Below are 23,249 nucleotides of genomic sequence, written 5' to 3'. Positions count from 1 at the left end.
AAGAAAATGAAAGAGAAATTTGCTCGTTGGAACGTACTATTTGTTCAATATGTAAAACGTGATTGGAAAAAAATAATAATTTGGATTTTAGGTTTGGGTTTGTTTTCAGGAGGGTTCATCCCAGCATTTGAAGAGATTGGTAAAGGCCGAGGTCTTTTAGGAATGTTTGAAACAATGCAAAATCCAGCGATGACCTCAATGGTTGGGCCTACACCGATCAAACTAGGTGCGGATTATACTTTGGGTGCGATGTATGCCCAAGAGATGTTGTTGTTTTGCGGCTTGTTTGCGATGGTTATTTCAGCTATTCATGTGGTGAATCATACAAGAAAAGAAGAGGAATTAGGTTTGACTGAATTGGTTCGTTCATTTCGAGTAGGACGACAAGCCAATTCATTAGCTGTAATCAATGAGGTGCTATCGATCAACCTTTTGTTAGGTCTTTTGATTGGTGGAATTATGACAAGTTTTGGTGTAGAAACGCTTGATGCTAAAGGCGCTTTATTGTTTGGCGGATCGATCGCATTGGCTGGGATTATGGGCGGTGTATTAGCGCTTGTGATGTCGCAGATTATGGCGACGTCTGCTGGAGCAATAGGAGCGTCTTTAAGTCTCATAGGAATTTTATATATTATACGTGCCACAACGGATGTATCTAATCTTAAGCTATCTATGTTCAATCCAATGGGCTGGATTTACCTGACTTATCCTTTTACAAAAAACAACTGGGTGCTATTACTATTTGCTTTATTTTTTAGTCTTGTCTTGATCATACTTGCATTTGTATTGGAAGGACATCGCGATATGGGAGCGGGTTATCTTCCTGAGCGTGAAGGTCGTGCTACGGCTAAAAAATCACTGCTTTGTGTGCCTGGGTTATTTTTTAAGATCAATAAAGGGAGCATGATTGCTTGGCTGGTTGCATTTATCGTGATGGGGGTTGCTTATGGATCCATTTATGGAGACATGCAAGTCTTTCTTAGTGGAAATGAATTGATGAAACAAATGTTTACTCAATCTGGTGTTTCTATTGAAGAATCCTTTACGGCAAAGATCATGATGGTCATGATCGGATTGGTAACGATTCTGCCGATCGTCATTGTCAATAAACTATTTGCAGAAGAAACGAGAGGACATCTGGATCAACTCTATATTACTAAAGTCACTCGGGGACAATTATATTGGACAACGATCCTTTTAGCTGTGTTTGCTGGAATCGTAGGTATCGGGTTAGCATCAGCGGGATTAGGAGAAGCGGCAATCATTGCGATGAAAAATAAATCAGCAATGAATCTGATTGATTTCTTAGCCGCGGGCTACAATTTCTTACCGTCCGTCTTATTTTATATTGGTTTAGCTGCTTTAGCTCTAGGTTGGTTGCCAAAGTTTGGAAAAGTGATCTATATTTACTTGGGTTATTCCTTTACCTTGAATTATTTTGGCGGGATATTGAATTTGCCCAATTGGTTCTCAAAAACCGCTCTCCAAAGTTGGATCCCACAATTGCCAGCACAAGAGTTTGATGGCACCGTTTTTTCAGTGATCACTGCAATTAGTATTTGCTTCTTATTTATAGGTTACTTAGGATACAAGCGCCGTGATCTAGTCGAGGGTACCTAAAAATAGAGTAAAAAACATACAGATTGATGAAAGTTGAATAAAACGTTTTTTTATAAAATAATAAGTCGGTTTAGAAAGGATTTTATTAAATGTTTCAACGTGGCAAATGTTATAGAATAAGAAAAATGTCATCATCTCAATGATTAAAGCAACGGTAGCATGGTTTTAATTGGTTTTACTTTTAGTAAAGAAATGAAAATAAGTTTACTTTGATAGATGATAGGGCAACAAAGAAACTAACAGTGGGGTAGCCTACCATTTATTTATCGTTATTATATTTTAAGGCAAAGGAATTGTTGATTTTCGTTAAACGATAGTTTTATTGAAGTAAAGGTAAATTTAAATAATTAGTTATTGTTAATTTTTGTGGTCTAAATAAAGTTGTATATAATTGATAGTGAACAATTTCTAGAAAGTGAATACATGAGGTGTTAATGACCGGAAGAAACAAGTAAAGAGAATTTTTTAAAGAGGATTAGTCTTTTATAGAGTGCATCTTAGGATGGCTCTATTTTTTTCTGTTCTATTTATAATTCTATAAAATGGTTATCACGTATTTTATTAATTGTGATTTTTCTAAAAAAAATTTATGGCACCCCTTAAATTATAGTGTTATAATTATAATATAATTATAATTTATAGATATAAATATAAAAATAATTATAATAATATTTGCTATTGATTAAGGAGAGCTGGAATGAAGAAGAAAAAACTATTTATTATAGGAACACTATCCCTAGGAATCATTATGTTTTCAAATGATTTGAATGTGGAAGCGACACCTAACTATTCAATTTTAGGAAATGAAAAAATAACTGAAATACAAAGGGATGATAACATTTCTACTGTGTTGGAAATTTATCCAAGTGAGTGGACTGAGGATTATAGCGAACTTTTAGATACTTTTTTATGGCGTAGTAGTAATCAATCAACTGGCATCTATAAAAGAAAAGGAGATACGATTGAGATTTATGTAGATGAATCAGCACAACAATTGCCAACATATACACTTACTGGTATTTCACTCAGCAATTATCAAGAGGGTGGAAAATCGGGTACTCGTCTTCAAAGAGGTAAAAATACCATTTCTGGAGATCAAGAAGGAATTATACATATTCAAAATGAAGGATCAAGAGTGACACAACAAACGACAAGAGTGGAAATACGTGGAGGAGTCACAATTCCTCGATTTGTTTTAGGGAAAATGACTGATAAAGAATGGCAAGATGAATTAAATAAATATCCAAATGCTCCAGGATATGAATTGGTAGGACCAAATACTTTGATTACTGGATCAGATAAAACAATCGCTTTAGTCAAAGAACCAACGAAAATTTTGGAATCGAAGGAACACTTGATTACGCTTCATGATAAAACTTCTGGTATTGATGGCAGTTCTTCTTTACACCGTAAACCAATTGGTCTAATTCAGCATTTTAGAGAAACGAGTAGTCAGGATAGCTATATGTATGCTGCCGATAGACATTTAGGCTTTAACCATCAAGAAGCGATGAAAGTTCTATTAGATCCAACATATCAAGATAGATGGGGAGTTTGGCATGAATTAGGACATACATATCAAGTAGAGGGCATGGACTGGAAGGAATTAGATGAAGTGACAGTAAATATTTTTTCTATGCGGGCACAAAAAGCACTAGGACAGCGCAGTCGTTTAGAAAAAGATAATGTATATACGAGGATCTTTAATTACTTGAACAATAACCAGTCAAATAACTTTGACCGTCAAGGCGATTTCGTAAAACTTGGTATGTTTTGGCAATTAGAATTAGCATTTGGGGAAGATTTTTATCCTAACTTGCACAAATTGTATCGAGAAGAAGGAAAGAACTTGGCAACAGAGCAAGAAAAACGCCAATATTTTATTCTATCTGCATCAAAAATCAGTCAAACTAACTTAGCACCATTCTTTGAAAAATGGGGAATCGAAGTCACTGCTGATACCAGTAAACAGTTAGCACAATTACCGAATTTAACCAAAAAGATTTGGGAATATCGTGATGAAATGAATGGGGATGTGGGAAATATTCCTCAAGATGATGAGAACAATAATGAGAACAACAACGAAAACAATGATGAGAATAACAATGAGAACAACAACGAGAATAACAACGAAAACAACGATGAGAATAACAATGAAAACAATGATGAAAATAATGGTGAATCCGCTATTGAAGAATGGTCAAGTGTGAAAGACTATGTTGCTGGGGATATCGTGATGTATCAAGGACATAGGTACCGTGCAAAATGGTGGAACCGTAATAAAGTTCCAGCTACCTCGAATGATTGGGAACTTCTTGATAATGTGATCATAGAACCTACAATAGAAGAATGGTCAAGTAGTAAAGTCTATAATGGTGGGGAAATTGTGACGTATCAAGGACATAGATACCGTGCAAAATGGTGGAACCGTAATAAAATTCCAGGTATTACGCAAGATTGGGAACTCCTTAAATAAGAAAAAGTAGATATAAATAAAGCGCAACGTATTTTGATTAGTAATTCAAAATATGTTGCGTTTTATTCGTCTATTTCTATCTATTTTTAATTTTTTCTTCTTTTTTGAACGATAACGATCATTTTTGTGACTGATTTTTTCATTTTTTGCATTGTTTTTCGTTATTCGTTCAAAGGATTGAATGGTTTCGCTAACGATGCTATACTGGCCACAGTTAATAAAGAAAGCGTTAACAAGGATAGCTGGGAGGTCGGAGTAAATGGATATTAGTCAGTTGTTGTCGGAAGATTTGATTCTTTTTGATGATGAAATTCGGTCAAAAAAATCATTGTTTGAACGTTTAGGAAACGCACTTGAAGCTACTGGGAGAGTAAAAAATGCAAAAAAGATCATCAAAGCATTTTATAAACGGGAAGAAGAAGTATCAACGGGAATAGAGGATGGTTTTGGTATTCCTCATGCAAAAAGCAAATATGTTTTAGTTCCTACGTTGTGTTTTATTCATAGTGGAAAAATAAAAGAGTATCTAGGATTAGATGGCATACCGATTGAATGCGTTTTTGCTATCGTGGTTCCACAAAAATCTTCAGATAGTCATCTTGAAATTCTTAGTGCGCTTTCAAGAAAATTAATGGATCAAACATTTAGGCAACAATTAAAAGGAGCGAAGTCGGCAGCAGAAATAATGACTATTTTGAAACATGAATGAAAGAATCATCTGATACATCAGCATGAGAGTTACAAACATCAAGCGATACCTTGATGGAAATAAGTAAGTGGGGGAGAAGAACGATGAAAATAATTGGTGTAACTGCCTGTCCAACTGGTATTGCCCATACCTATATGTCGGCAGAAAAACTTGAAGTAACGGCTGAAAATATGGGATATGATGCTAAGTTTGAGACACAAGGAATCAAAACAGAAAATGCGTTAACCAAGGAAGAGATTAAAGAAGCAGATGCGATTATTTTAGCAGTTGATAAAGAAATTGATATGGATCGTTTTTCAGGAAAGAAAGTAAAAAGGGTTTCGACCAGTCGAGCGATCAAAGAACCAGAAAAAGTGATTGAAGAAGCTTTAAACCATATTGATACAGTCACCATTTCCAACGTATCTGCGAAAAGTGAGCAAATGGTTAAGCAAAAACCGACTCTTTATAATCACTTTATGAGTGGTGTGAACTATATGCTTCCGTTTGTTATCGCTGGTGGAATTATTATTGCATTAAGCTTTGCTTTTGGTATCACAGCTTCTGATCCTGAAGCGGCGGATTATAATGTTTTAGCAGCTGCTTTGTCACGAATTGGAGGACATACAGCTTTTGCTATGATGGTTCCAGCTTTAGGTGCGGGGATTGCGACGTCAATTGCAGGTAAAGCAGGGTTTGCACCAGGCATTGTTGCTGGCTTACTTGCATCTACTGGTGGCTCAGGATTTCTTGGCGGGATGATTGGTGGACTTTTAGCAGGCTATGTGACTGACTTTCTAGCAAATAAATTAACGATCAAGAAAGAAATTTTAGTGATGTATCAATTGATCATAGTACCACTTGTCTCGATTCTCATCATTGGACTGGCAATGGTCTTTGTGATTGAACAACCAATTTCATGGCTGTTAGAGGTTTTAACTAGTTGGTTAAATAGCTTAGGAAATACTTCTGGATTATTATTTGGTCTAATTATTGGCGTTATGATGGCAGCAGATATGGGTGGACCAATTAATAAATCCATATCGACTTTTTCTATCGGATTAATGTCGGCAGGAGTGAACGCACCAATTGCTGCGTGCATGGCAGCCGGGATGACGCCGCCATTAGGCATTGCCTTAGCTACGCTTTTATTTAAGAAGAAATTTACGCAAGAAGAACGAACATCTGGACAGTCTTGCTGGGTTTTAGGGGCCTCTTACATTACAGAAGGTGCAATTCCTTTTGCTGTATCCGATCCATTAAGAGTGATTCCCAGTTTGATGATTGGTTCAGCCACTGCAGCAGGTATTTCAATGGCAGCGGGTGTCACTTCTATTGCGCCTCATGGTGGCGTTTGGGTGATGCTTATACCAAATGTGATTAATCAACTCCCAATGTATCTATTGGCGATTCTAGCTGGTACAGTGATGACGGCTCTATCACTGGGGGTATTAAAGAAAAACGTGAATGAAAAAGAAGTAACAAAAGAAGTAAAAACAGCGAAACAAGAAAATCTGACAAATGAGGTGGAAGTATAATGTTATATACGATGAAAGAGTTGCTAAAAGTTGCCAAAGAAAATCAATTTGCGGTTCCTGCGTTTAATATTTGCAGTTACGATATGTTAAAGGCCATCATGGAGGAAGCGGAAGCGCTAAATGCGCCTGTGATTTTGGAAATCCATCCAGATGAGATTGCTTATCTCAATGATGAATTTGTTGATGCAGTCAGAGCCTATGCTCATTCAAGTAAAGTACCGGTAGTTATACATTTGGATCATGGTGGCTCAGTTAGTGATGTCTTGCGAGCAATTCGCAATGGCTATACTTCCGTGATGATTGATGCATCATTGCAATCATTTGAAGACAATCTGAAGATTACAAAAGAAGTTGTTTCCCTTGCTCATGAAGTCAATGTTTCAGTTGAGGCCGAACTTGGGACAATTGGCAATAATGGTTCTGCAGAAGGAGGGGCAGAAAATATTATCTACACCGATCCTGATCAGGCAAAACGTTTTGTTGAGGAAACAAATATTGATACTTTAGCAGTAGCGATTGGTACAGCGCATGGACTATATCCAAAGAATAAAACACCAAAATTAAACATTGAATTATTAAAAGAATTGAATGAAAAAATCGATATCCCTTTTGTTTTACATGGTGGATCAGGTAACCCTGATAAAGAAGTAAGTGAAGCAGTTAAATATGGAGTAGCCAAAGTAAACCTTAGTTCAGATCTTAAGAGTGTCTTTTTCGAAGCTTTGAGAGAAGTACTGACGGAAAATCCAGAAATGTATGAACCAAATATGATCTATCCATATGCCAATAAAAAGGTTCAAGAAGTAGTCAAACATAAGATGACTATCTTAAACACAATTGATCAAGCCAAACGCTATTAAAAATGATTTAAAAAAATGTCAAATCTTGCTCTGTTAATTAGAGTAAAGATGAAAACTAAAAAATTGATCCATTGAACACTCAAACATGAATTTTGGGCGTTCAATGGATTTTCTTGAGTAGATAAAGCAGAATAAACGATCAATTTTTTATGATAAAATAAACAAGAATCATAGAGGAGGGGAAAAGATGTTAAGTGATGTAGAAGACCGCCAACAACAAATTGTGAATCATCTCAAACTAAATCAATTTGCGAAAATTACTGATTTAGTGGACTTGGTCAATTATAGTGAAGCCACGGTTAAAAGAGACCTTGTCTTATTAGAAAAGAGTGGCTTGATTCGCCGAGTTCGTGGGGGAGCCATGTTGGTGGATAATCAAAAAATTGATGTACCATATATGATGAAAATCACTCAGTTAGATGAAGCAACTGAAAAACGCTACATTGCTGATTTGGCTTCTACGGTGATTAAGGATGACATGGTGTTGTTTTTGGATTCTAGCACCACTAGTTTACATTTAGTTCGTAATCTAGGACGATTCGAAGGATTGCAAATTATTACTAATGGAATTATCACGGCTGCGATGCTAAGCGAATTTACATCCGCTAAAGTTTCAGTTGTTGGTGGTACCATCGTTCAAAAACGTGCGACGATCAACGGAGCAAAAGCCTATAATGATGTGTTGACCTACTCAGCAGATTTAGCAATTATTAGTTGCCGAGGTTTTGATTTTTATCAAGGAGTGACAGAAACTCACGAAGGAGAAGCATTAGTAAAACGAGCCTTTCGCAAGCAAGCCAATCACTTGATGGTATTGGCCACACAAGAAAAATTAGAACAACGGTTCATCCACCAAGCGATTGCTAGTCATGAAATTGATTATTTTGTCACAAGTAAGAAATTGTCTAATGAGCAATTAATGAAACTTCAGGAACATCATACCCAATGTTTTTATTGATGATTACACAGAACAATTTAGAGAGTTGATTTCAATGATAACACCTATAATTTGTGTCAATAAATCTATAGTTTGTTCATGTACACCTATTTTAGTAAGCGCTATCATTGTTGTGTGTAATGAAATAATCAAGGAAGGAGCGATGAATAATTACTTTAAAAAAATGAAATAAAGGCGCAAATGAATATAGGAGGAATCAATGAAAAAACTGAAAAGAAATTTAAAAACTGGAATGTTGGTAGCCGTTTCTTTGACAAGTGTAGTGTTAAATGCAGAATTTGTTGATGCACAAGAGGATTCAAAACACACAGAGACATCGATCGTATCAATGAACAACCAACCGGAATCATCTTATTGGTTTCCCAATGAATTATTGGCATGGTCGTTTGATCAAGATGCGGATGCGAAATACAATGTTAGTGTCGAAGCATTAGCAAAACGAGTAGAAAAATCGCAATTATTAAAATCAAATCGCACGCAAAACGAGAAAATGAAAGTAGTTGCTTTATCCATTATGAATAGCAGCACGAGTGGAAATGCGCCACGAGGAACGAATCAATTTGATGCCAATGTTTTTTCGAATTGGCAATATATTGATCAGCTAGTTTATTGGGGCGGATCATCTGGTGAAGGACTCATTGTTCCTCCAAGTCCAGATGTCACAGATGCAGCTCATAAAAATGGGGTGCCAGTTTTAGGCACGATCTTTTTCCCACAAGGCGCACATGGTGGAAAAATCGAATGGTTGAATACCTTTTTAGAAAAAGATGCGACTGGTCATTTTCCAATTGTGGATAAAATGATTGAAGTAGCTGAAAAATATGGCTTTGATGGCTGGTTTATCAACCAAGAAACGGAAACAGGCTTGAATAAAAAGCATGCTGATTTGATGAAAGAATTGATCGTAGAATTTAAACAAAAATCAGCAGGGAAATTAGAAGTGATGTGGTATGATTCGATGACCAATGATGGAAAAATGGATTGGCAAAATGCTTTGACGGATCATAACCAAGATTACTTAGTGGATGCAAATTTAAATCCTGTAGCCGACAGCATGTTTCTAAACTTTTGGTGGAATACGGATAGTTTAGCAAGCCAAGATTTATTACGCCAATCAAAGGAAAAAGCCGAGAGTTTAGGCATTGATCCTTACAACTTATTTGCCGGTATCGATGTTCAAGAAAAAGGCTATGACACACCAGTAAAATGGAATTTATTTGCAGATAATCAAGGAATACCTTATACCTCGCTAGGTCTCTATGTTCCAAGTTGGACGTATTCTTCTGCTAATAATCCTGATGAATATCAACAAAAAGAAGAAAAGTTTTGGATCAATGAGCAAGGAGATCCAACCAAAAGCGTACTTCCTGTAGGCACAAACTGGCCAGGAATTTCTACTTTTTCTGTCGAACAAACTGCCATCAACCAATGGCCTTTCGTTACCAACTTTAACGTAGGAAATGGCTATGGTTATTCTATCGATGGAAAACAAGTCTCAACGAAAGAGTGGAATAATCGTAGTTTACAAGATATCCTGCCGACTTACCGTTTTATTATTGAAGAAGGTACAGGTAATGACCTAACTGGTAGCGTAGATTATACGACCGCTTTTAATGGTGGGAGTTCATTAGCTTTTAAAGGGAAAATGGCAGAAAAAGTTTCAAGTAAAATCAAACTTTATCAAACAAAAGTCAAAATAGAAAAGAATATGACCTTTACGACAACTGCTAAAGCGACTGATCGAACCTCTTTAAAACTTGTATTAGGATTTGAAGATGGCACGAAGCAAACGCTTAACGGCGATAAAAAAATAACCGATGATTGGACAACTGTTTCCTATCATTTAAATAAGGTAGTTGGTAAAGTTGTGACCTCTATTTCCTATGAAGTATCTTCTGCAAAAAATGAGGAGAATTATGCCATTCATTTCGGACAAATAGCTGTGACACCCAAAGAAACGCTTCCTACAACAACAGTCAGTGACGTAAGTATTGAGGATATTACTTTTGATGAAGAAGGAATGAATGCCGGCATTCGATTAGCTTGGTCTGGAAATGAGACAGTCACTTATTCTAAGGAAGGGGTTTATGATGTAGAATTAACAGCGAGCAACGAAGCTGGAGAAACAACAACTGTCATGAAAGGAATCGTCACGATCACAACGAAAGCACAAGGGGGGCTTTCCTTATTATCTAGAGGAGCAAAAGTAGAAGCTTCATCTTATGTCAATGAATCAGAGGCACCACGTTTTGCTGTAGATGGTGACCTTGGGACAAAGTGGTGTGCGGTAGGTAGTGCGCCTCATACAATCACTGTTGATTTAGGAACAGCTAAAACAATTAGTGAAGTCCAAATGGCTCATGCTTTTGCAGGTGGTGAAAGTGCAAGTATGAATACAAAAGCCTATACCATCGAAGTCAGCGAAGATGGCGAAAAATTTCATGAAGTATCACGAACAACAAATAATACTCAAGGAATGACTTTAAATACTTTTGCCGTCACTACGGCAAGATTTGTCAGAGTCATCGTTGATCAACCAACGCAAGGCGCAGATTCTGCTGTTCGTCTCTATGAATTAGAAGTTTATGGTTTGAATGAATAAAGGATACGATCAAAGTCATTTGACTTAAAGAAAAAAGACAACCAAGAAAGCCCTAAATCTGCTTTTTTGGTTGTCCTTTTCTACAGTTCATTATCCTGCGTCAATTAAAAAGAAGTTTGTTCAATTTTCAACGAGTGAGCTTTTTTCTTATTGTAAACGAGATACAAAATTGTACATATTAATGGAATAATGCCAGAAATAATATATAATCCTCTAAATGAAGTATATGATTTCAATATCCCCATTAAATACGGTCCTACACCAAGCCCTAGGTCTAATCCGATAAAATAAGTGGAAAGAGCGATACTGATTCGATGTTCTTTGACAATTTTTAAACAAACCGCTTGCCCATTAGACATAAATGTACCATAGCCTAAACCCACTAATGCTCCTGAAAGAAGTAGTATGAAACTATTGGTTGTAGCACTTAATAGAAATAATCCGGCTGTTAAAAACAAATAACTTGGATACATGACATATTTTTCACCTTTTGCATCAAAAATTCGTCCAGTTAATGGGCGAGTAAACGTAATGACTAAAGCATATACAACAAAGAAAAAAGAACCAGCAGCTACTAAGTGAATGACTTTCGTATAGGAGGACAAAAATGACAAGACACTTGAGTAAGAAAGCCCCATTAAAAAGGCAATTCCTGAAATAAACAACGCTTTTTTCTCGATAAATCCATTGATATTCCAAGATTGTAATGATTTTTTCTGTACATCAGATAAAGTGATATTTTTGACAGGAAACACTAAACACGCAATGGTGACAAGAAAAACTAAAACGATTGAAAACCAAATAATAAAATGGAAGTCGGTTAAATTTAGTAAAACCATGCCTAAAAATGGACCAATTGCAGCAGCTAAACTTGTACTTAGACCGTAATAATTAATTCCTTCACCTTTTTTCGATTCAGGGATATAAGCTGTTACAATCGCATTGGTAGCAGTTGAAACCGTCCCGTAACCAAACCCATTTAAAAAACGAACAAGATATAAGATCCCAATGGTTGGGGTAAAAAGATAAGCTAAAGTAGAGAGTAGATAAAAAATAGCACCACCACGTAAGGTGAATTTACGGCCGAATAATTCCAGTTGTTTCCCCATAAATAAACGGGCCAACAAAGTACCGATAATATAAATGCCAGAAGCGAATCCAGCTTGGCTCATGCTTGCATGCAGATTATCTTGAGCAATGACAGCGATAATGACCATCAGTAAATAATAAATTAAGTAGACAATGAAGTTAATCACTGTAATACCGATAAAGTGTTTATTGAATAATTTGTTTTCCATTTGTTTTGTGTTTTCCCCTTAATCTGAATAAGCTTTTAATTTTTGAATTTGTACTTCGACATCATGATAATTTGATGGGTAACGGTCAACCAATTGGCGAATAAATAAGTCACGAGTCGTCATAAATAATTCAAGAAATTCTTCTAGTTCATTTGATGGTTGTTCATCAACCGCTTTGATTAATTCAATTGAATTTTGGTAAGCATCATTTAAGAAAACCAAAGAAGCTTTCATATCAAACCTTGTTTGATAAGCTGTTTCAAGTCGATTAATAATTGTTTTCATCCAGTAATTCATTTTTTTCCCTCTATTCTTAAAAAATTTTACATTCGCAGTATAACGAAACAATAAAAAGAAAAAAATCGCGTGCGTTATACAAAATAGTACTTAACAAATGTTAATATCATTAGTAAAATACCTTTGAGCTTTAAAATACGTAGAAATCTTGTATGATCTTTTTAGAGGAATATTTGGATGGGGGAGCATGATTGGATAGTCAAGTGTTAAAGGAATACTTAGAAAAGAATCAATTTCCGATTGTACGCAAAAGATATCATAAGTATCTGACTTTTGAAGGGGTGGAAGATTGTTATACGTATATTTTAAAAGAAGGAACAGTGAAGGCGAGTGTTATCTCAAATGATGGGAGAGAATTTAATTTAAGATATATCAAAGATCTTGAAATTGTTTCTCTTTTAAAAGACGAGTACTCTCAATTCATTGATTCACCATATAATATTCGTGTGGAATCGGAATATGCAGAATTTTACCGAATCAATCGCGTAAAATTTTGGGAACATATTAATGAAGACCCAAAAATGCAACATTATGTGAAAGAGTATTATCGATATCGATTACTTTATTCAATGAAAAAAATGCAACAGATGCTTTTAAATGGTAAATTAGGAGCTGTATGTACGCAACTGTATGAATTATATGACTTATTTGGTGTTCGTACAGAAGCAGGATTGATGATTGATTTTGTGATCACCAATGAAGAAATTGCTAAATTTTGTGGCATTTCTACGGCTAGTAGCGTGAGTCGGATTTTAAAACAATTAAAGGAAAATGGGATCATTATGGTCAAGGATCACCGAATCATTATTACCAATATGGATTTACTAGAAGACAATATTATTTTTTAGCGTTATTCAAGTGAATCATAAAAATAAGATGCTTCCTTCATGTAGCTGTGCCTAAGCGGACAGTGCACGAAGGAAGTATCTTATTTTAAGGATATAGTTATGAAAGCAGTGTTTAGCTCTGATCAAATAAGTGATCATCTTTTGAAATGAGCTAGGGATAAAAAGTAAAGAATTCTTTCTTTACAAATGACAAATATCGTTTATCGGTTTTAAAGGTTTGAGTGAGATGTATTGTCCCAGAACCTTCTTTTCTCCTGTTAAAAGCTACGGCCACCGCCGCCAAAAGTACCACCACCACTTGAATGGGTCGTACTTCCGCCACCGCCACTACCTGGAGGCGGACTTTTTGGAATTCTTCGGGTGGTGACAAAAGAATTCGTCAGACGATCTGTTTTATCAGTTAATTTTATGCTTGCTTTTTCTCTAAATGGATATTTGTAAGTCCCCGACTTTAATTGATACCTAGAAACCGTCACAAAATAGAAAACCAGACTTAAAACCAGAGCTAAGACAATCGCAATAATGATTTCTGTGGTTGTGAGGACTTTATAACGAGTGATTTTACCGGTTTCTTCATCGATTCGATAATGACCACCAGGCACGCCAGCATCCACATATTCGGATGTTTTGGACAAATAAGCGTTGGCTGCTTCAAAATAATCCGCATTCTTCATTTGGTTATATACGTCATCTAACGTATTATCAATTCGCTTGTCATCTAAATAATCGATCATGTTGCCAGAGGTTGAAATATAAATTTCACGTTGCCCCATATCCATTAATAAAACGGAGCCATTCTGGTTGTTTCCAATCGCTTCTCTTAAGTAGTTGTCGGCAAACGTTCGAGGCTCTTCCGAATTGGCAGTCGTGGTCACGATAAAGAGCTGTCCTCTTATTTTTTCATTGATCGGCTGAGCTTGTTTTTCTAAAGTTTGAATCTGTTCTTGCGTAAATAAACCCGCCTCATCGTTGATAGTTGGGGTAGCAGCTTCTACTGAAACGCTCCAAAAAAATCTTAGTATGGCAAGAAAAAAGAGTAAGCTCTTTTTTTTCATATCAAATACCCTCCAATCATAAAGAGGATGGCTAAGACAGCAAAGAGACCAAAAGCTGTTAAGCCAAGTTTCTTGTGGCTGATCGGTAAAACGCCACTTACTTTTCCTGTTTGACCATTCATAGCATAATAATAGACTTTTTTATTGGCATCACTGCTACGATAGGTAACTAACCACACTGGAAGAAGAACATACTCGTTTTTTTCGCTAGTGATATTTGCAGATGTGTGAACATTTGTAAGTGTCGTATAACCGTTTGCTGTGTCACGCAAAAGTTTTTCAGAATAATCTTGCAACTCTCCTTGCACTTGAGATTTGATTGCCTCGTATTCGATATCACGTTTTTCAGCTTGGAAACCCGCTAGATACTGACTTTTAAAATCAATCGCTTTGTCTAAAGGAAAGGGCTGAACGGCCTCAACCATTTTTTGTTGTGTATTTTTAGATAAAGCATTTTTAACTAATTCTTTAAAAGAAAGAGCGCCTTGTCTATGAACGGCGAATTGTTTTGTTTCAGTATATTCAATATCACCTACTCGCCAAATACGAATGACCGTGCCATTTGCTTGCAAAGAGCCATCAACGGTTGCATCGGTTGCCCAGTAAGGAAAATAAACACCCGTGAGTTTGTCAATTTGCTCTTTATTAAAGAATGCTTTAGGAATAAACCATTTTTTCTTTGTCCAGGCGAGAAACTTTTCGATAGCTTCTTCTTTTTCAACTGCAAAAGGCAAGACTTTATTAGGTAAAAATTTCCCGCTTAAACGACCAGATAAAACCACTGGATTGTGGCAATAATAACAATAAGTAGCAGCAGTCGTTGCATCTGTTACAATTTCTGCCCCACAACTAGGACAAAGAAACAGTTCCATCGTCGTTTCTTCATCCGCAGATTTACTAGGAGTGGCTTGATCACTCGAATCAGTAAAACCACCTGCTTCTTCAAAGGCTTTTTTTTCTGCTTCATTCATCTGATCTAGCTGTTCATCTGCCGTAAAAGTGAAATCTTCTTTCGGACCTTCTTTTTGTTGTGTTTGATCTTTCGTATCAACGTTGCGGGCTTCTTTTTGTGTTTGTTCATACTGACTAACTTCAGCCTCTGTATAAACGTTTAAACAGTACTCACAATGGAATTTTTGATCTTTAGGATCAAAAGGGAGAGGGCCACCACAATTCGGGCATTTATGTGTTAGAACATCCAATTTAGCCACCCCTTTCTAAGTCTTAGTCGAGTGGAATTCCTTTGAATGATTTTCCACAATTCGGGCAAAATTTAGGGATACCATTGGAAAGATCCACTACTTCATGACATTCACTGCATTTCATTTGTAATTTTGGTTGTGTATTGGCCACTGGTTTTGCTGCGCCACAGTTTGAACAGAATTTCCCAGTATTTTCTGTGCCACAGACAGGGCATGTCCAAGTTTGATCATTTCCTTGAGCACTTTGTTGATTTTGTTTTTCCGCTTGCTGTTTCATTTGTTCTTGGTTATTTTGAGCTGCTTGCGAAAGGTAAGAACCGTTTGCATTCATTCCCATTCCCATGCCCATAAAGCCCGTCATCGCACCAGCATCATTTTTTCCAGCAGCTTCCATACCGCGAGCGATCGAACCTTGTACGTATCCTTCACGAACACTTGGATCACCTAGCATAGCTCCTTCATTGCGCATGTTGATCAATTTCACTGAATCATCTGTGTAAGAAATACTTGCGACAGCCACAGAAACGATTTCCATGCCACGTAGTTCTTTCCAAGAATCATCTAACACAGTGCCCATGTATTTACTTAATTCCAAGCTTTTTGATGGGACATAAGAAATCCGTTGACCATCTGCAGACATTTGATTGATAGCAGCTTGTAAAGCAGTTAAAAACTCTGCCAGGTATTGTTCGTTAATGTCACTGATTTCTACTTGGGTTTTATTTTTAGGTATCGCATTGGTATAAAATAAAATAGGATCAGTGATATGAATAGAGTATGTTCCATGGGCACGTAAGAACAATTCTGCATTATAAAAATTATCAAAATAGTTCAATGGAGAACTTGTCCCAAATTTAATGCCTTTGATTTCTTGTAAATTAACATAAAATACTTGTTGTTTTTGTGGTGTCACACCGCCAAATTTAAAACGATCAAAGGTTTCGGCAATAGCCCCCTTCAATGAACCATTAAACATAGATGGAGCAGAATCATTTTTAATGGTATAATAGCCTTCTTCAGCCGTGTAATCGATGATTTTACCACCATCGACAAGAAGCATCATCATATTTGGATAGACATGAACGACCGTACCATCCGTTAAAAAGTCTTCTGTCCCTTTGCGATTTGACCCACGTTTGTCATCTTTTCTTACCTTTACGCCTTTAGTCATAACCGTTGTATCACTCATATTATCCGGTTCAATTACCTCAAGCCATTGATCGGCTAATCCGCCACCAATCATGCTTGTTGCTGCTTTAATAAGACCCATAAAAAATTCCTCCCTTAATGAAATAATGGTTGTATGACTGAATGTCCTTATTATACCATAGGAGAAACAAAAAGCTCTCAGGCGGAAGATGGAGAATGCGATATTTTTGATGAAAGAATTTAAAGCAAGGAAAGAAATAAATAAAGGTTCTTCCTGTTCAAAGGAGACGTAAAAGGTCTCGTAACTTCCAATAACTATAGTAGTTTTTTTTAGCAAAATCACGTATAATAAAAGATAGTGAATTTTTCAAAAAAGGGGGATCTTCATGGCATATCAAGCACTATATCGCGTTTGGCGTTCGCAGCGCTTCGAAGACATTGTCGGACAAAAAGCAGTGACACAGACTTTGAAAAATGCGATCGTTTCCCACAAAATTTCTCATGCTTATTTGTTTACTGGCCCACGTGGAACTGGTAAAACGAGTGCCGCCAAAATTTTTGCAAAAGCAATTAACTGCCCCAATAGTCAAGACGGAGAACCATGCAATGAATGCGAAATGTGTCAGTCAATTACAGCTGGAACACAAGAAGACGTTATTGAAATTGATGCAGCGAGCAATAACGGTGTAGAAGAGATCCGCTTTATACGTGATCGAGCAAATTACGCCCCAACAAAAGCAGCTTATAAAATCTATATCATTGATGAAGTGCATATGCTTTCTACAGGAGCGTTCAATGCTTTATTGAAGACATTAGAAGAACCAAAAGAAAATGTTATTTTTATTTTGGCGACAACTGAGCCACATAAAATACCAGCCACGATTATTTCTAGAACGCAACGTTTTGATTTTAAACGAATTAGTGCATCTGATATTGTGGAACATTTAGCGTTTATTTTAAACAAATCAGAGATTCGTTATGAAGAAGCCGCTTTAGGGGTAATCGCACGTGCAGCAGAAGGTGGTATGCGTGATGCGTTAAGTATCATGGATCAGGCGATCTCGTTTAGCGATGGTCTGGTTACTTTGGATGATGCCATGCAAGTCACCGGTAGTTTGACGAATGAGATGATGGACGAGTTTTTAGGTGCTTGTGTGGGAAAGGATGTACCTAAAGCGCTAGAGACATTAGCTACTATATTAGCCGCTGGCAAAGAATCACGTCGTTTCTTAGAAGACCTGTTGCAATATTGTCGCGATCTCTTGATGTATCAGCAGGCACCCAATCTAGTAGCTGAACGCACAACGACGATCAGAGAGCCATTTGTTGCACTATCAAAAGAAGTTTCCGCTGACCAATTGTTTCAGATGATTCGAATTTTAAGTGACACACAAAATGAGATTCGCTTTACTAATAGCGCAACAATCTATTTAGAAGTTGCCACAGTCAAGTTAGCACAATCTTCTAGTCCTGCCATGGGACAAGCCAGTGAATGGGATAACCAACTCATCACAAAATTGCAAACAGAAATTCAAGAATTAAAAAAAGAAATTAATGCAATTAAAAAGAATGGTAGCAATCCTTCAGCACCTCCCAAGCAAAGTCAGGCACCTGTACAAAAGAAACAAGCAAGCACATACCGTATACCGACGGAACGAGTCTACAAAGTATTAAGAGAAGCAACCAGAAAACATTTAAATGAGGTTAAAGAAGTCTGGGATGATTTGTTGATGAGCTTATCTGTTACGCAACGCGCCATGCTAAAGGCCAGTGAACCAGTAGCGGCAAGTCCAACAGGTTTAGTGATTGCCTTTGATTATGAGATTGTTTGTCAGCGTGCTGCAAATGATGAAGAGTTGCAATTAACGATTCACAACAATTTAAGTCGAATGATCAAAGAGTATGCGCCAGATTCTGTTTACATCACAAGAGAAAGCTGGCCCGTGATTCGTAAAGACTATTTGATCCAAGCCAAAGACGGAGGAATAGAAGATTCCTTCGCACCAGTTGAGGCAGAGCAAGAGATCGAATTGCTTCCTCAAGAAGAACCAACAGAAAATGCGATCGTCTCAAAAGCAGAAGAAATCTTTGGAGCAGACGTCGTAACGATCATTGATGATTAAATATAAAAAAGGAGAATGAGAATTATGATGCGTGGAATGGGAAATATGCAAGGCATGATGAAACAAGTACAAAAAATGCAAAAAGAAATGGTGGAAGCTCAAGAAAAATTAAATGAAACAGAATTTACAGGTGTTGCAACGAACGAATTAGTAAAAGTTGTTTTTACTGGCAATCGCCGAATGAAAGACATCCAAATTCAAGAAGGGGTCGTTGATCCAGAAGACACAGAAATGTTACAAGATTTATTGATGATGGCGGTAAACGATGCGTTAACAAAAATCGACACAGAATCTGAAAAAACAATGGGGAAATACACTAAGGGGCTACCCTTCTAATTTTTCCTAAAGGGGTAATAAATATGCAATATCCAGAACCAATTGCAAAATTGATTGATAGTTACATGAGACTTCCTGGAATTGGTCAAAAAACTGCCACAAGATTAGCTTTTTATACAATAGATATGAAAGACGAAGTTGTGAATGAATTTGCTAAATCTTTATTAAGTGTCAAGCGAGACCTCCATTTTTGTAGTATCTGTGGCAATATCACAGAAGAAGATCCTTGTGAAATATGTAAAGATCCTTCAAGAGATAAAGGAATCATCTTAGTGGTTGAAGAACCCAAAGACGTGATGGCATTAGAAAAAATGCGTGAATACCATGGTCTTTATCACGTCTTACATGGGGTACTTTCCCCCATGGAAGGGACAGGTCCAGAAGATATTAATATTTCTTCATTACTTGAACGACTACATGATGATCAAGTAAAAGAAGTGATCATAGCTACAAATGCCACAACAGAAGGGGAAGCTACAGCAATGTATCTTTCTCGTTTGATCAAACCCGCTGGCATCAAAGTCACACGACTAGCGCATGGTTTATCCGTGGGCTCAGATATTGAATATGCAGATGAGGTCACGCTGTTAAAAGCGGTGGAAGGTAGACGTGAGTTATAAATTTTTTATAAAAAAAGATTTTCAGCTACAATAAAGAAGTAACACGAGAGATGGGGGCAAAAATGTGAACGGACTATTTATTACAATTGAGGGACCAGATGGCGCTGGAAAAACCAGCATTTTAAATGAATTATTTCCTCTTTTGAAAAAAGTAGCAAAAAAAAATATTATTCAAACAAGAGAACCAGGTGGTATTCCAATCGCTGAAGAAATTCGTGCGGTCATTCTTGATCCAAAAAATGATCGAATGGACGAGCGTACAGAAGCCTTATTGTATGCAGCAGCAAGGAGACAACATTTGGTAGAAAAAGTACTTCCTGCTTTATCAGAAGGAACCATCGTTTTATGCGATCGATTTGTTGACAGCTCGCTTGCCTATCAAGGAGCAGGTCGTAGAATAGGGGTTTCTGAAATTGCACGTTTGAATGAATTTGCTACAGAAGGTACCACACCCGATTTTACCCTCTATCTTGATATTGATTCAGACACCGGGTTACGCCGTATTGAAGAAAATCGACATGACCAAATTGATCGACTGGATTCAGAAGGATTAGAATTTCATCAGCGTGTACGTCATGCTTATTTGAAATTAGCAGAAGAAAATCCTGAACGCATTTATAAAATTGATGCAAGAAAAAGCTTTGAAGAGGTACTCCAAACAAGCTACCAAGTGATTATTGAACAATATCCACAATTTTTTGAAAATTAGGAAGGTGACTGTATATGAAAATCATTTTAGCTATTATCCAAGACAAAGACAGCAATCGTCTATCCAACGAATTAATTGATGCCAACATCCGTGCCACAAAATTATCTTCAACTGGTGGATTCTTAAAAGCCGGGAACAGCACATTCATAGTAGGTATCGAAGACGAACGTGTAGAAGAAGCATTAGAAATCATTAAAAAAACGTGTGAATCTAGAAAACAATTTGTTTCAACTCCTGTCACTTTAGATATCTCTATGGATGGTGGTGTCCCTTACCCAGTAGAAGTTGAAGTAGGCGGAGCAACAGTGTTTGTATTACCTGTTGAAGGATTTCATCAATTTTAGGAGGCGCTATGGATCAAGAACTTACACTGGATCAAATGCAGCCGATCGTGTACCAACAGCTCCAACGAAGTTTTGAGCATGAGCGTCTCGCTCATGCTTATCTTTTTGAAGGAGAAAAAGGGACTGGAAAACACGAAATGGGTATTTGGTTAGCTCAACATCTTTTTTGTACGAATCAAAACAAGCAACTTCCTTGTGGTGTTTGTAATAATTGTCAACGAATAAAAAATCAAGAACATCCAGATGTTTTGGTGATTCAACCAGAAGGTCAGACGATCAAAGTCGATCAGATCCGACGATTACAAACAGAATTTAGCCGTAGTGGCTACGAATCTCGGAAAAAAGTTTTTCTGATTCAAGAAGCAGAAAAAATGAATGCAAGTGCGGCGAATAGCTTATTAAAATTTTTGGAAGAACCACCAGGCGAGTTCTTAGCGATCCTTGAAACGGACGCAATTGGTCGCATTTTGCCAACAATTCAATCAAGGTGTCAGATTCTTCACTTTCAAGAATTACCTAAAGGTGTGTTGATTCAAAAATTACAACAAGCAAAAATTCCATTAGAAAAAGCCAAACTTTTGGCTTTCTTAACGAACAGTTTTGGAAAAGCAGTTGAAATATCGGAAGATGAATGGTTTAATGATGCTAAGGATTCGATTTACCAATGGTTTGTATATTTACAAAAAAATGATACGCAAGCATTTATTTACGTTCAAAAAAAACTAACAAAGATTTTCAAAGAAAAATCACAACAATTTACTGGTTTATCCATTTTGTTGTTTTATTATCAAGAAGCTTTGAAAAAAGATCTCATAGAAGAAAAATTTAATAAAATGAAACGGATAAATCAAACAATAGAGCGTATTTTAATAGCGGAACAGAAATTAAGAAGCAATGTTAGCTTTCAAGCGATAGCAGAACAATTTGTTTTGCAAACAATTAACGAATAAAAATAAGTACAAAATACTGGTCAAGGGGGATGAAAATGGTCGAGGTAGTAGGTGTCCGTTATAAAGAGACAGGTCATATCTATTATTTTCAGTCTGATAATTTAACATATGATTATAATGATAAAGTGGTCGTTGAGTCTCAAAAAAACTTACATATTGCAACTGTTGCCATCCCTAAAGCAGAACTTGATTCAGAAAAATTACCTGATCAAATAAGTCCTATTTTACACAAAGCGACAGAAGTAGAAATAGAAAAAAGTAAAAAAAATAGAATAGATGCTAAAAAAGCGCTAATAGTTGCTAAAGAAAAAGTAAAAAAACGTCAGCTTGAAATGAAGTTCGTACAAGCTGAATATACTTTAGATCGTAGCAAACTGATTTTTTCATTCACTGCTGACGGTCGCATTGATTTTCGAGAATTAGTTAAAGATTTAGCGGCTGTCTTTCGTACTAGAATTGAGCTTCAGCAAATTGGAGTGCGGGACGAAGCAAAATTGGTTGGTGGTATCGGTCCGTGCGGGCGTCCACTATGTTGTGCTTCTTTTTTAGGCGATTTTGTCCCAGTCTCCATCAAAATGGCAAAAAATCAAAGTCTATCTTTAAATCCAACAAAAATATCAGGTATTTGTGGGCGTTTAATGTGCTGTTTACAGTATGAAAATGAAGAATACGAATTGGTCAAGCAAACACTTCCTGACTTGGGAACAACGGTTGATACTCCTGATGGTAAAGGGAAAGTCGTAGGATTGAATTTGCTTAGTCGACTAGTAAATGTTCGTTTAACAGGACGAGAGAATCCAGTGGAATATGAATGGGATGAATTAAAAAACTTCATCCAGGTAGGTGAAATAAATGGATAAGAGATCATTATATGATGGATTAAACCAATTAGAATCAGAATTAAGAAATACATTGACGGAATTGGTAGAAATGAAACATGCATTACACGAGATCGTTGAAAAAAATACGACATTAGAAATGGAAAACCAGCGTTTAAGAGAGCACTTGCGTGAATTAAATCAGGTCGCACAAGCTCCTGCTGATAACGTAAAGCAAGAACTTTCAAAATCTCGGATGAACTTAGAAAAAATTTACGAAGAAGGATTCCATGTCTGTTACGATCTCTATGGTTCAAGAAGAGAAAATGACGAACCTTGCGCTTTTTGTTTAGAGGTCATCTACCGAGAAAGCGGTCGCTGATCAAAAGCGTGGGAACAAGGATGAGCTTCTTAAAAAACAATATCTGCTATTTGTATTTTTTGCATCTGCTCATTATATTTGGCAATGAATAAGAGCACGGATCAAATCGCTCTTTTTATGAATTTATCTACATGTTTCAGAAGTAACTCCTCAACAATAAGCGAGTATTTTTTAAAATAGCTTTCCATATTTTGAAAAATACTTGCTTATTTGCTTAGAACTACTCGCTTTTTTCACGACCTTATCCACGGTGTTCGAAGGCTTGCATCTGCGGCAATAAGCTCAAACAGAGGAAAAATATGATGAGCTATTTTTCTCTGTTCGTTCTTATTGCTTGATGCAGACCAGCCTTCTTACAACCTTACCCACGGTGTTC

21 protein-coding genes are annotated in these 23,249 nt (G+C 36.7%); 16 read left to right on the top strand and 5 right to left on the bottom strand.

What is annotated here, in order from left to right; genetic code table 11:
- Positions 1-6: 6 nt before the first annotated feature.
- The 7 genes from EVI01_RS09050 to EVI01_RS09020 all read left to right on the top strand — a co-directional run bounded on the left by EVI01_RS09050 (position 7) and on the right by EVI01_RS09020 (position 10,742).
- On the top strand, positions 7-1,620 hold the full coding sequence (locus EVI01_RS09050) for an ABC transporter permease (protein WP_010752631.1): 1,614 nt from the start codon (positions 7-9) through the stop codon (positions 1,618-1,620).
- 697 nt (positions 1,621-2,317) lie between these two features.
- Positions 2,318-4,096, top strand: a complete 1,779-nt coding sequence (locus tag EVI01_RS09045) for a M60 family metallopeptidase (RefSeq protein WP_010752630.1) — start codon at positions 2,318-2,320, stop codon at positions 4,094-4,096.
- Between the two features lie 259 nt (positions 4,097-4,355).
- Positions 4,356-4,805: a PTS sugar transporter subunit IIA gene (locus EVI01_RS09040; protein ID WP_010752629.1), complete on the top strand. Its 450-nt coding sequence runs from the start codon at positions 4,356-4,358 to the stop codon at positions 4,803-4,805.
- Between the two features lie 83 nt (positions 4,806-4,888).
- Positions 4,889-6,322 carry a PTS fructose transporter subunit IIC gene (locus EVI01_RS09035; RefSeq protein WP_010752628.1) on the top strand — a complete coding sequence of 478 codons (1,434 nt, stop codon included), beginning with the start codon at positions 4,889-4,891 and terminating at the stop codon, positions 6,320-6,322.
- Positions 6,322-7,182 (top strand): ketose-bisphosphate aldolase, encoded by an 861-nt coding sequence (locus tag EVI01_RS09030; protein ID WP_010752627.1) that lies wholly within the window; start codon positions 6,322-6,324, stop codon positions 7,180-7,182. Before EVI01_RS09035 ends, EVI01_RS09030 begins: the two co-directional genes overlap by 1 nt.
- A 187-nt stretch (positions 7,183-7,369) precedes the next feature.
- Positions 7,370-8,140: a DeoR/GlpR family DNA-binding transcription regulator gene (locus tag EVI01_RS09025; RefSeq protein WP_010752626.1), complete on the top strand. Its 771-nt coding sequence runs from the start codon at positions 7,370-7,372 to the stop codon at positions 8,138-8,140.
- Positions 8,141-8,339: 199 nt separating this feature from the next.
- A complete protein-coding gene (locus EVI01_RS09020) occupies positions 8,340-10,742 on the top strand; it encodes an endo-beta-N-acetylglucosaminidase (protein ID WP_010752625.1) in 2,403 nt (800 codons plus the stop codon).
- 104 nt (positions 10,743-10,846) lie between these two features.
- Here EVI01_RS09020 and EVI01_RS09015 read toward each other — a convergent pair whose 3' ends face one another.
- Positions 10,847-12,040: an MFS transporter gene (locus tag EVI01_RS09015; RefSeq protein WP_010752624.1), complete on the bottom strand. Its 1,194-nt coding sequence runs from the start codon at positions 12,038-12,040 to the stop codon at positions 10,847-10,849.
- An 18-nt stretch (positions 12,041-12,058) separates the two neighbouring features.
- Entirely contained in the window at positions 12,059-12,337 is a 279-nt protein-coding gene (locus EVI01_RS09010; protein ID WP_010752623.1) for a hypothetical protein, read from the bottom strand.
- Positions 12,338-12,528: 191 nt separating this feature from the next.
- On the opposite strand from EVI01_RS09010, the gene EVI01_RS09005 reads away from it, so the two are divergent.
- Complete coding sequence (locus EVI01_RS09005) at positions 12,529-13,185, top strand: Crp/Fnr family transcriptional regulator (protein ID WP_010752622.1); 657 nt, start codon at positions 12,529-12,531, stop codon at positions 13,183-13,185.
- Positions 13,186-13,442: 257 nt separating this feature from the next.
- Here the strand turns inward: EVI01_RS09005 and EVI01_RS09000 are convergent, their stop codons facing one another.
- The 3 genes from EVI01_RS09000 to EVI01_RS08990 are packed head-to-tail and all read right to left on the bottom strand — an operon-like array spanning position 13,443 to position 16,712.
- Positions 13,443-14,240, bottom strand: coding sequence for a TPM domain-containing protein (locus EVI01_RS09000; protein WP_010752621.1), 798 nt, complete (start codon positions 14,238-14,240; stop codon positions 13,443-13,445).
- Positions 14,237-15,442 (bottom strand): TFIIB-type zinc ribbon-containing protein, encoded by a 1,206-nt coding sequence (locus EVI01_RS08995; RefSeq protein WP_010752620.1) that lies wholly within the window; start codon positions 15,440-15,442, stop codon positions 14,237-14,239. The genes EVI01_RS09000 and EVI01_RS08995 overlap by 4 nt, the downstream gene beginning before the upstream one ends.
- 22 nt (positions 15,443-15,464) lie before the next feature.
- Positions 15,465-16,712: an SPFH domain-containing protein gene (locus EVI01_RS08990; RefSeq protein ID WP_010752619.1), complete on the bottom strand. Its 1,248-nt coding sequence runs from the start codon at positions 16,710-16,712 to the stop codon at positions 15,465-15,467.
- A gap of 265 nt (positions 16,713-16,977) precedes the next feature.
- Between EVI01_RS08990 and dnaX the strand changes: the two genes are divergently transcribed.
- The 8 genes from dnaX to EVI01_RS08950 all read left to right on the top strand — a co-directional run bounded on the left by dnaX (position 16,978) and on the right by EVI01_RS08950 (position 22,873).
- Positions 16,978-18,714 carry a DNA polymerase III subunit gamma/tau gene (gene dnaX / locus EVI01_RS08985; protein WP_010752618.1) on the top strand — a complete coding sequence of 579 codons (1,737 nt, stop codon included), beginning with the start codon at positions 16,978-16,980 and terminating at the stop codon, positions 18,712-18,714.
- Positions 18,715-18,738: 24 nt separating this feature from the next.
- On the top strand, positions 18,739-19,050 hold the full coding sequence (locus tag EVI01_RS08980; protein WP_010752617.1) for a YbaB/EbfC family nucleoid-associated protein: 312 nt from the start codon (positions 18,739-18,741) through the stop codon (positions 19,048-19,050).
- Between the two features lie 23 nt (positions 19,051-19,073).
- Positions 19,074-19,670, top strand: a complete 597-nt coding sequence (recR, locus tag EVI01_RS08975; RefSeq protein WP_010752616.1) for a recombination mediator RecR — start codon at positions 19,074-19,076, stop codon at positions 19,668-19,670.
- A gap of 64 nt (positions 19,671-19,734) precedes the next feature.
- The gene (gene tmk, locus EVI01_RS08970) at positions 19,735-20,379 is read left to right on the top strand and encodes a dTMP kinase (RefSeq protein WP_010752615.1); all 645 of its coding nucleotides are present in this window, start codon (positions 19,735-19,737) and stop codon (positions 20,377-20,379) included.
- Between the two features lie 14 nt (positions 20,380-20,393).
- Positions 20,394-20,723: a cyclic di-AMP receptor DarA gene (darA, locus tag EVI01_RS08965; protein ID WP_010718688.1), complete on the top strand. Its 330-nt coding sequence runs from the start codon at positions 20,394-20,396 to the stop codon at positions 20,721-20,723.
- Between the two features lie 8 nt (positions 20,724-20,731).
- Positions 20,732-21,673: a DNA polymerase III subunit delta' gene (gene holB / locus EVI01_RS08960; protein WP_010752614.1), complete on the top strand. Its 942-nt coding sequence runs from the start codon at positions 20,732-20,734 to the stop codon at positions 21,671-21,673.
- 35 nt (positions 21,674-21,708) lie between these two features.
- Entirely contained in the window at positions 21,709-22,533 is an 825-nt protein-coding gene (locus EVI01_RS08955; RefSeq protein WP_010752613.1) for a PSP1 domain-containing protein, read from the top strand.
- Positions 22,526-22,873 carry a DNA replication initiation control protein YabA gene (locus EVI01_RS08950; RefSeq protein WP_010752612.1) on the top strand — a complete coding sequence of 116 codons (348 nt, stop codon included), beginning with the start codon at positions 22,526-22,528 and terminating at the stop codon, positions 22,871-22,873. Before EVI01_RS08955 ends, EVI01_RS08950 begins: the two co-directional genes overlap by 8 nt.
- Positions 22,874-23,249: the final 376 nt, after the last annotated feature.

The organism is Enterococcus villorum (assembly GCF_007990225.1).
Lineage (GTDB): Bacteria > Bacillota > Bacilli > Lactobacillales > Enterococcaceae > Enterococcus_B > Enterococcus_B villorum.
This window is presented reverse-complemented; position numbering and strand designations above follow the sequence as displayed.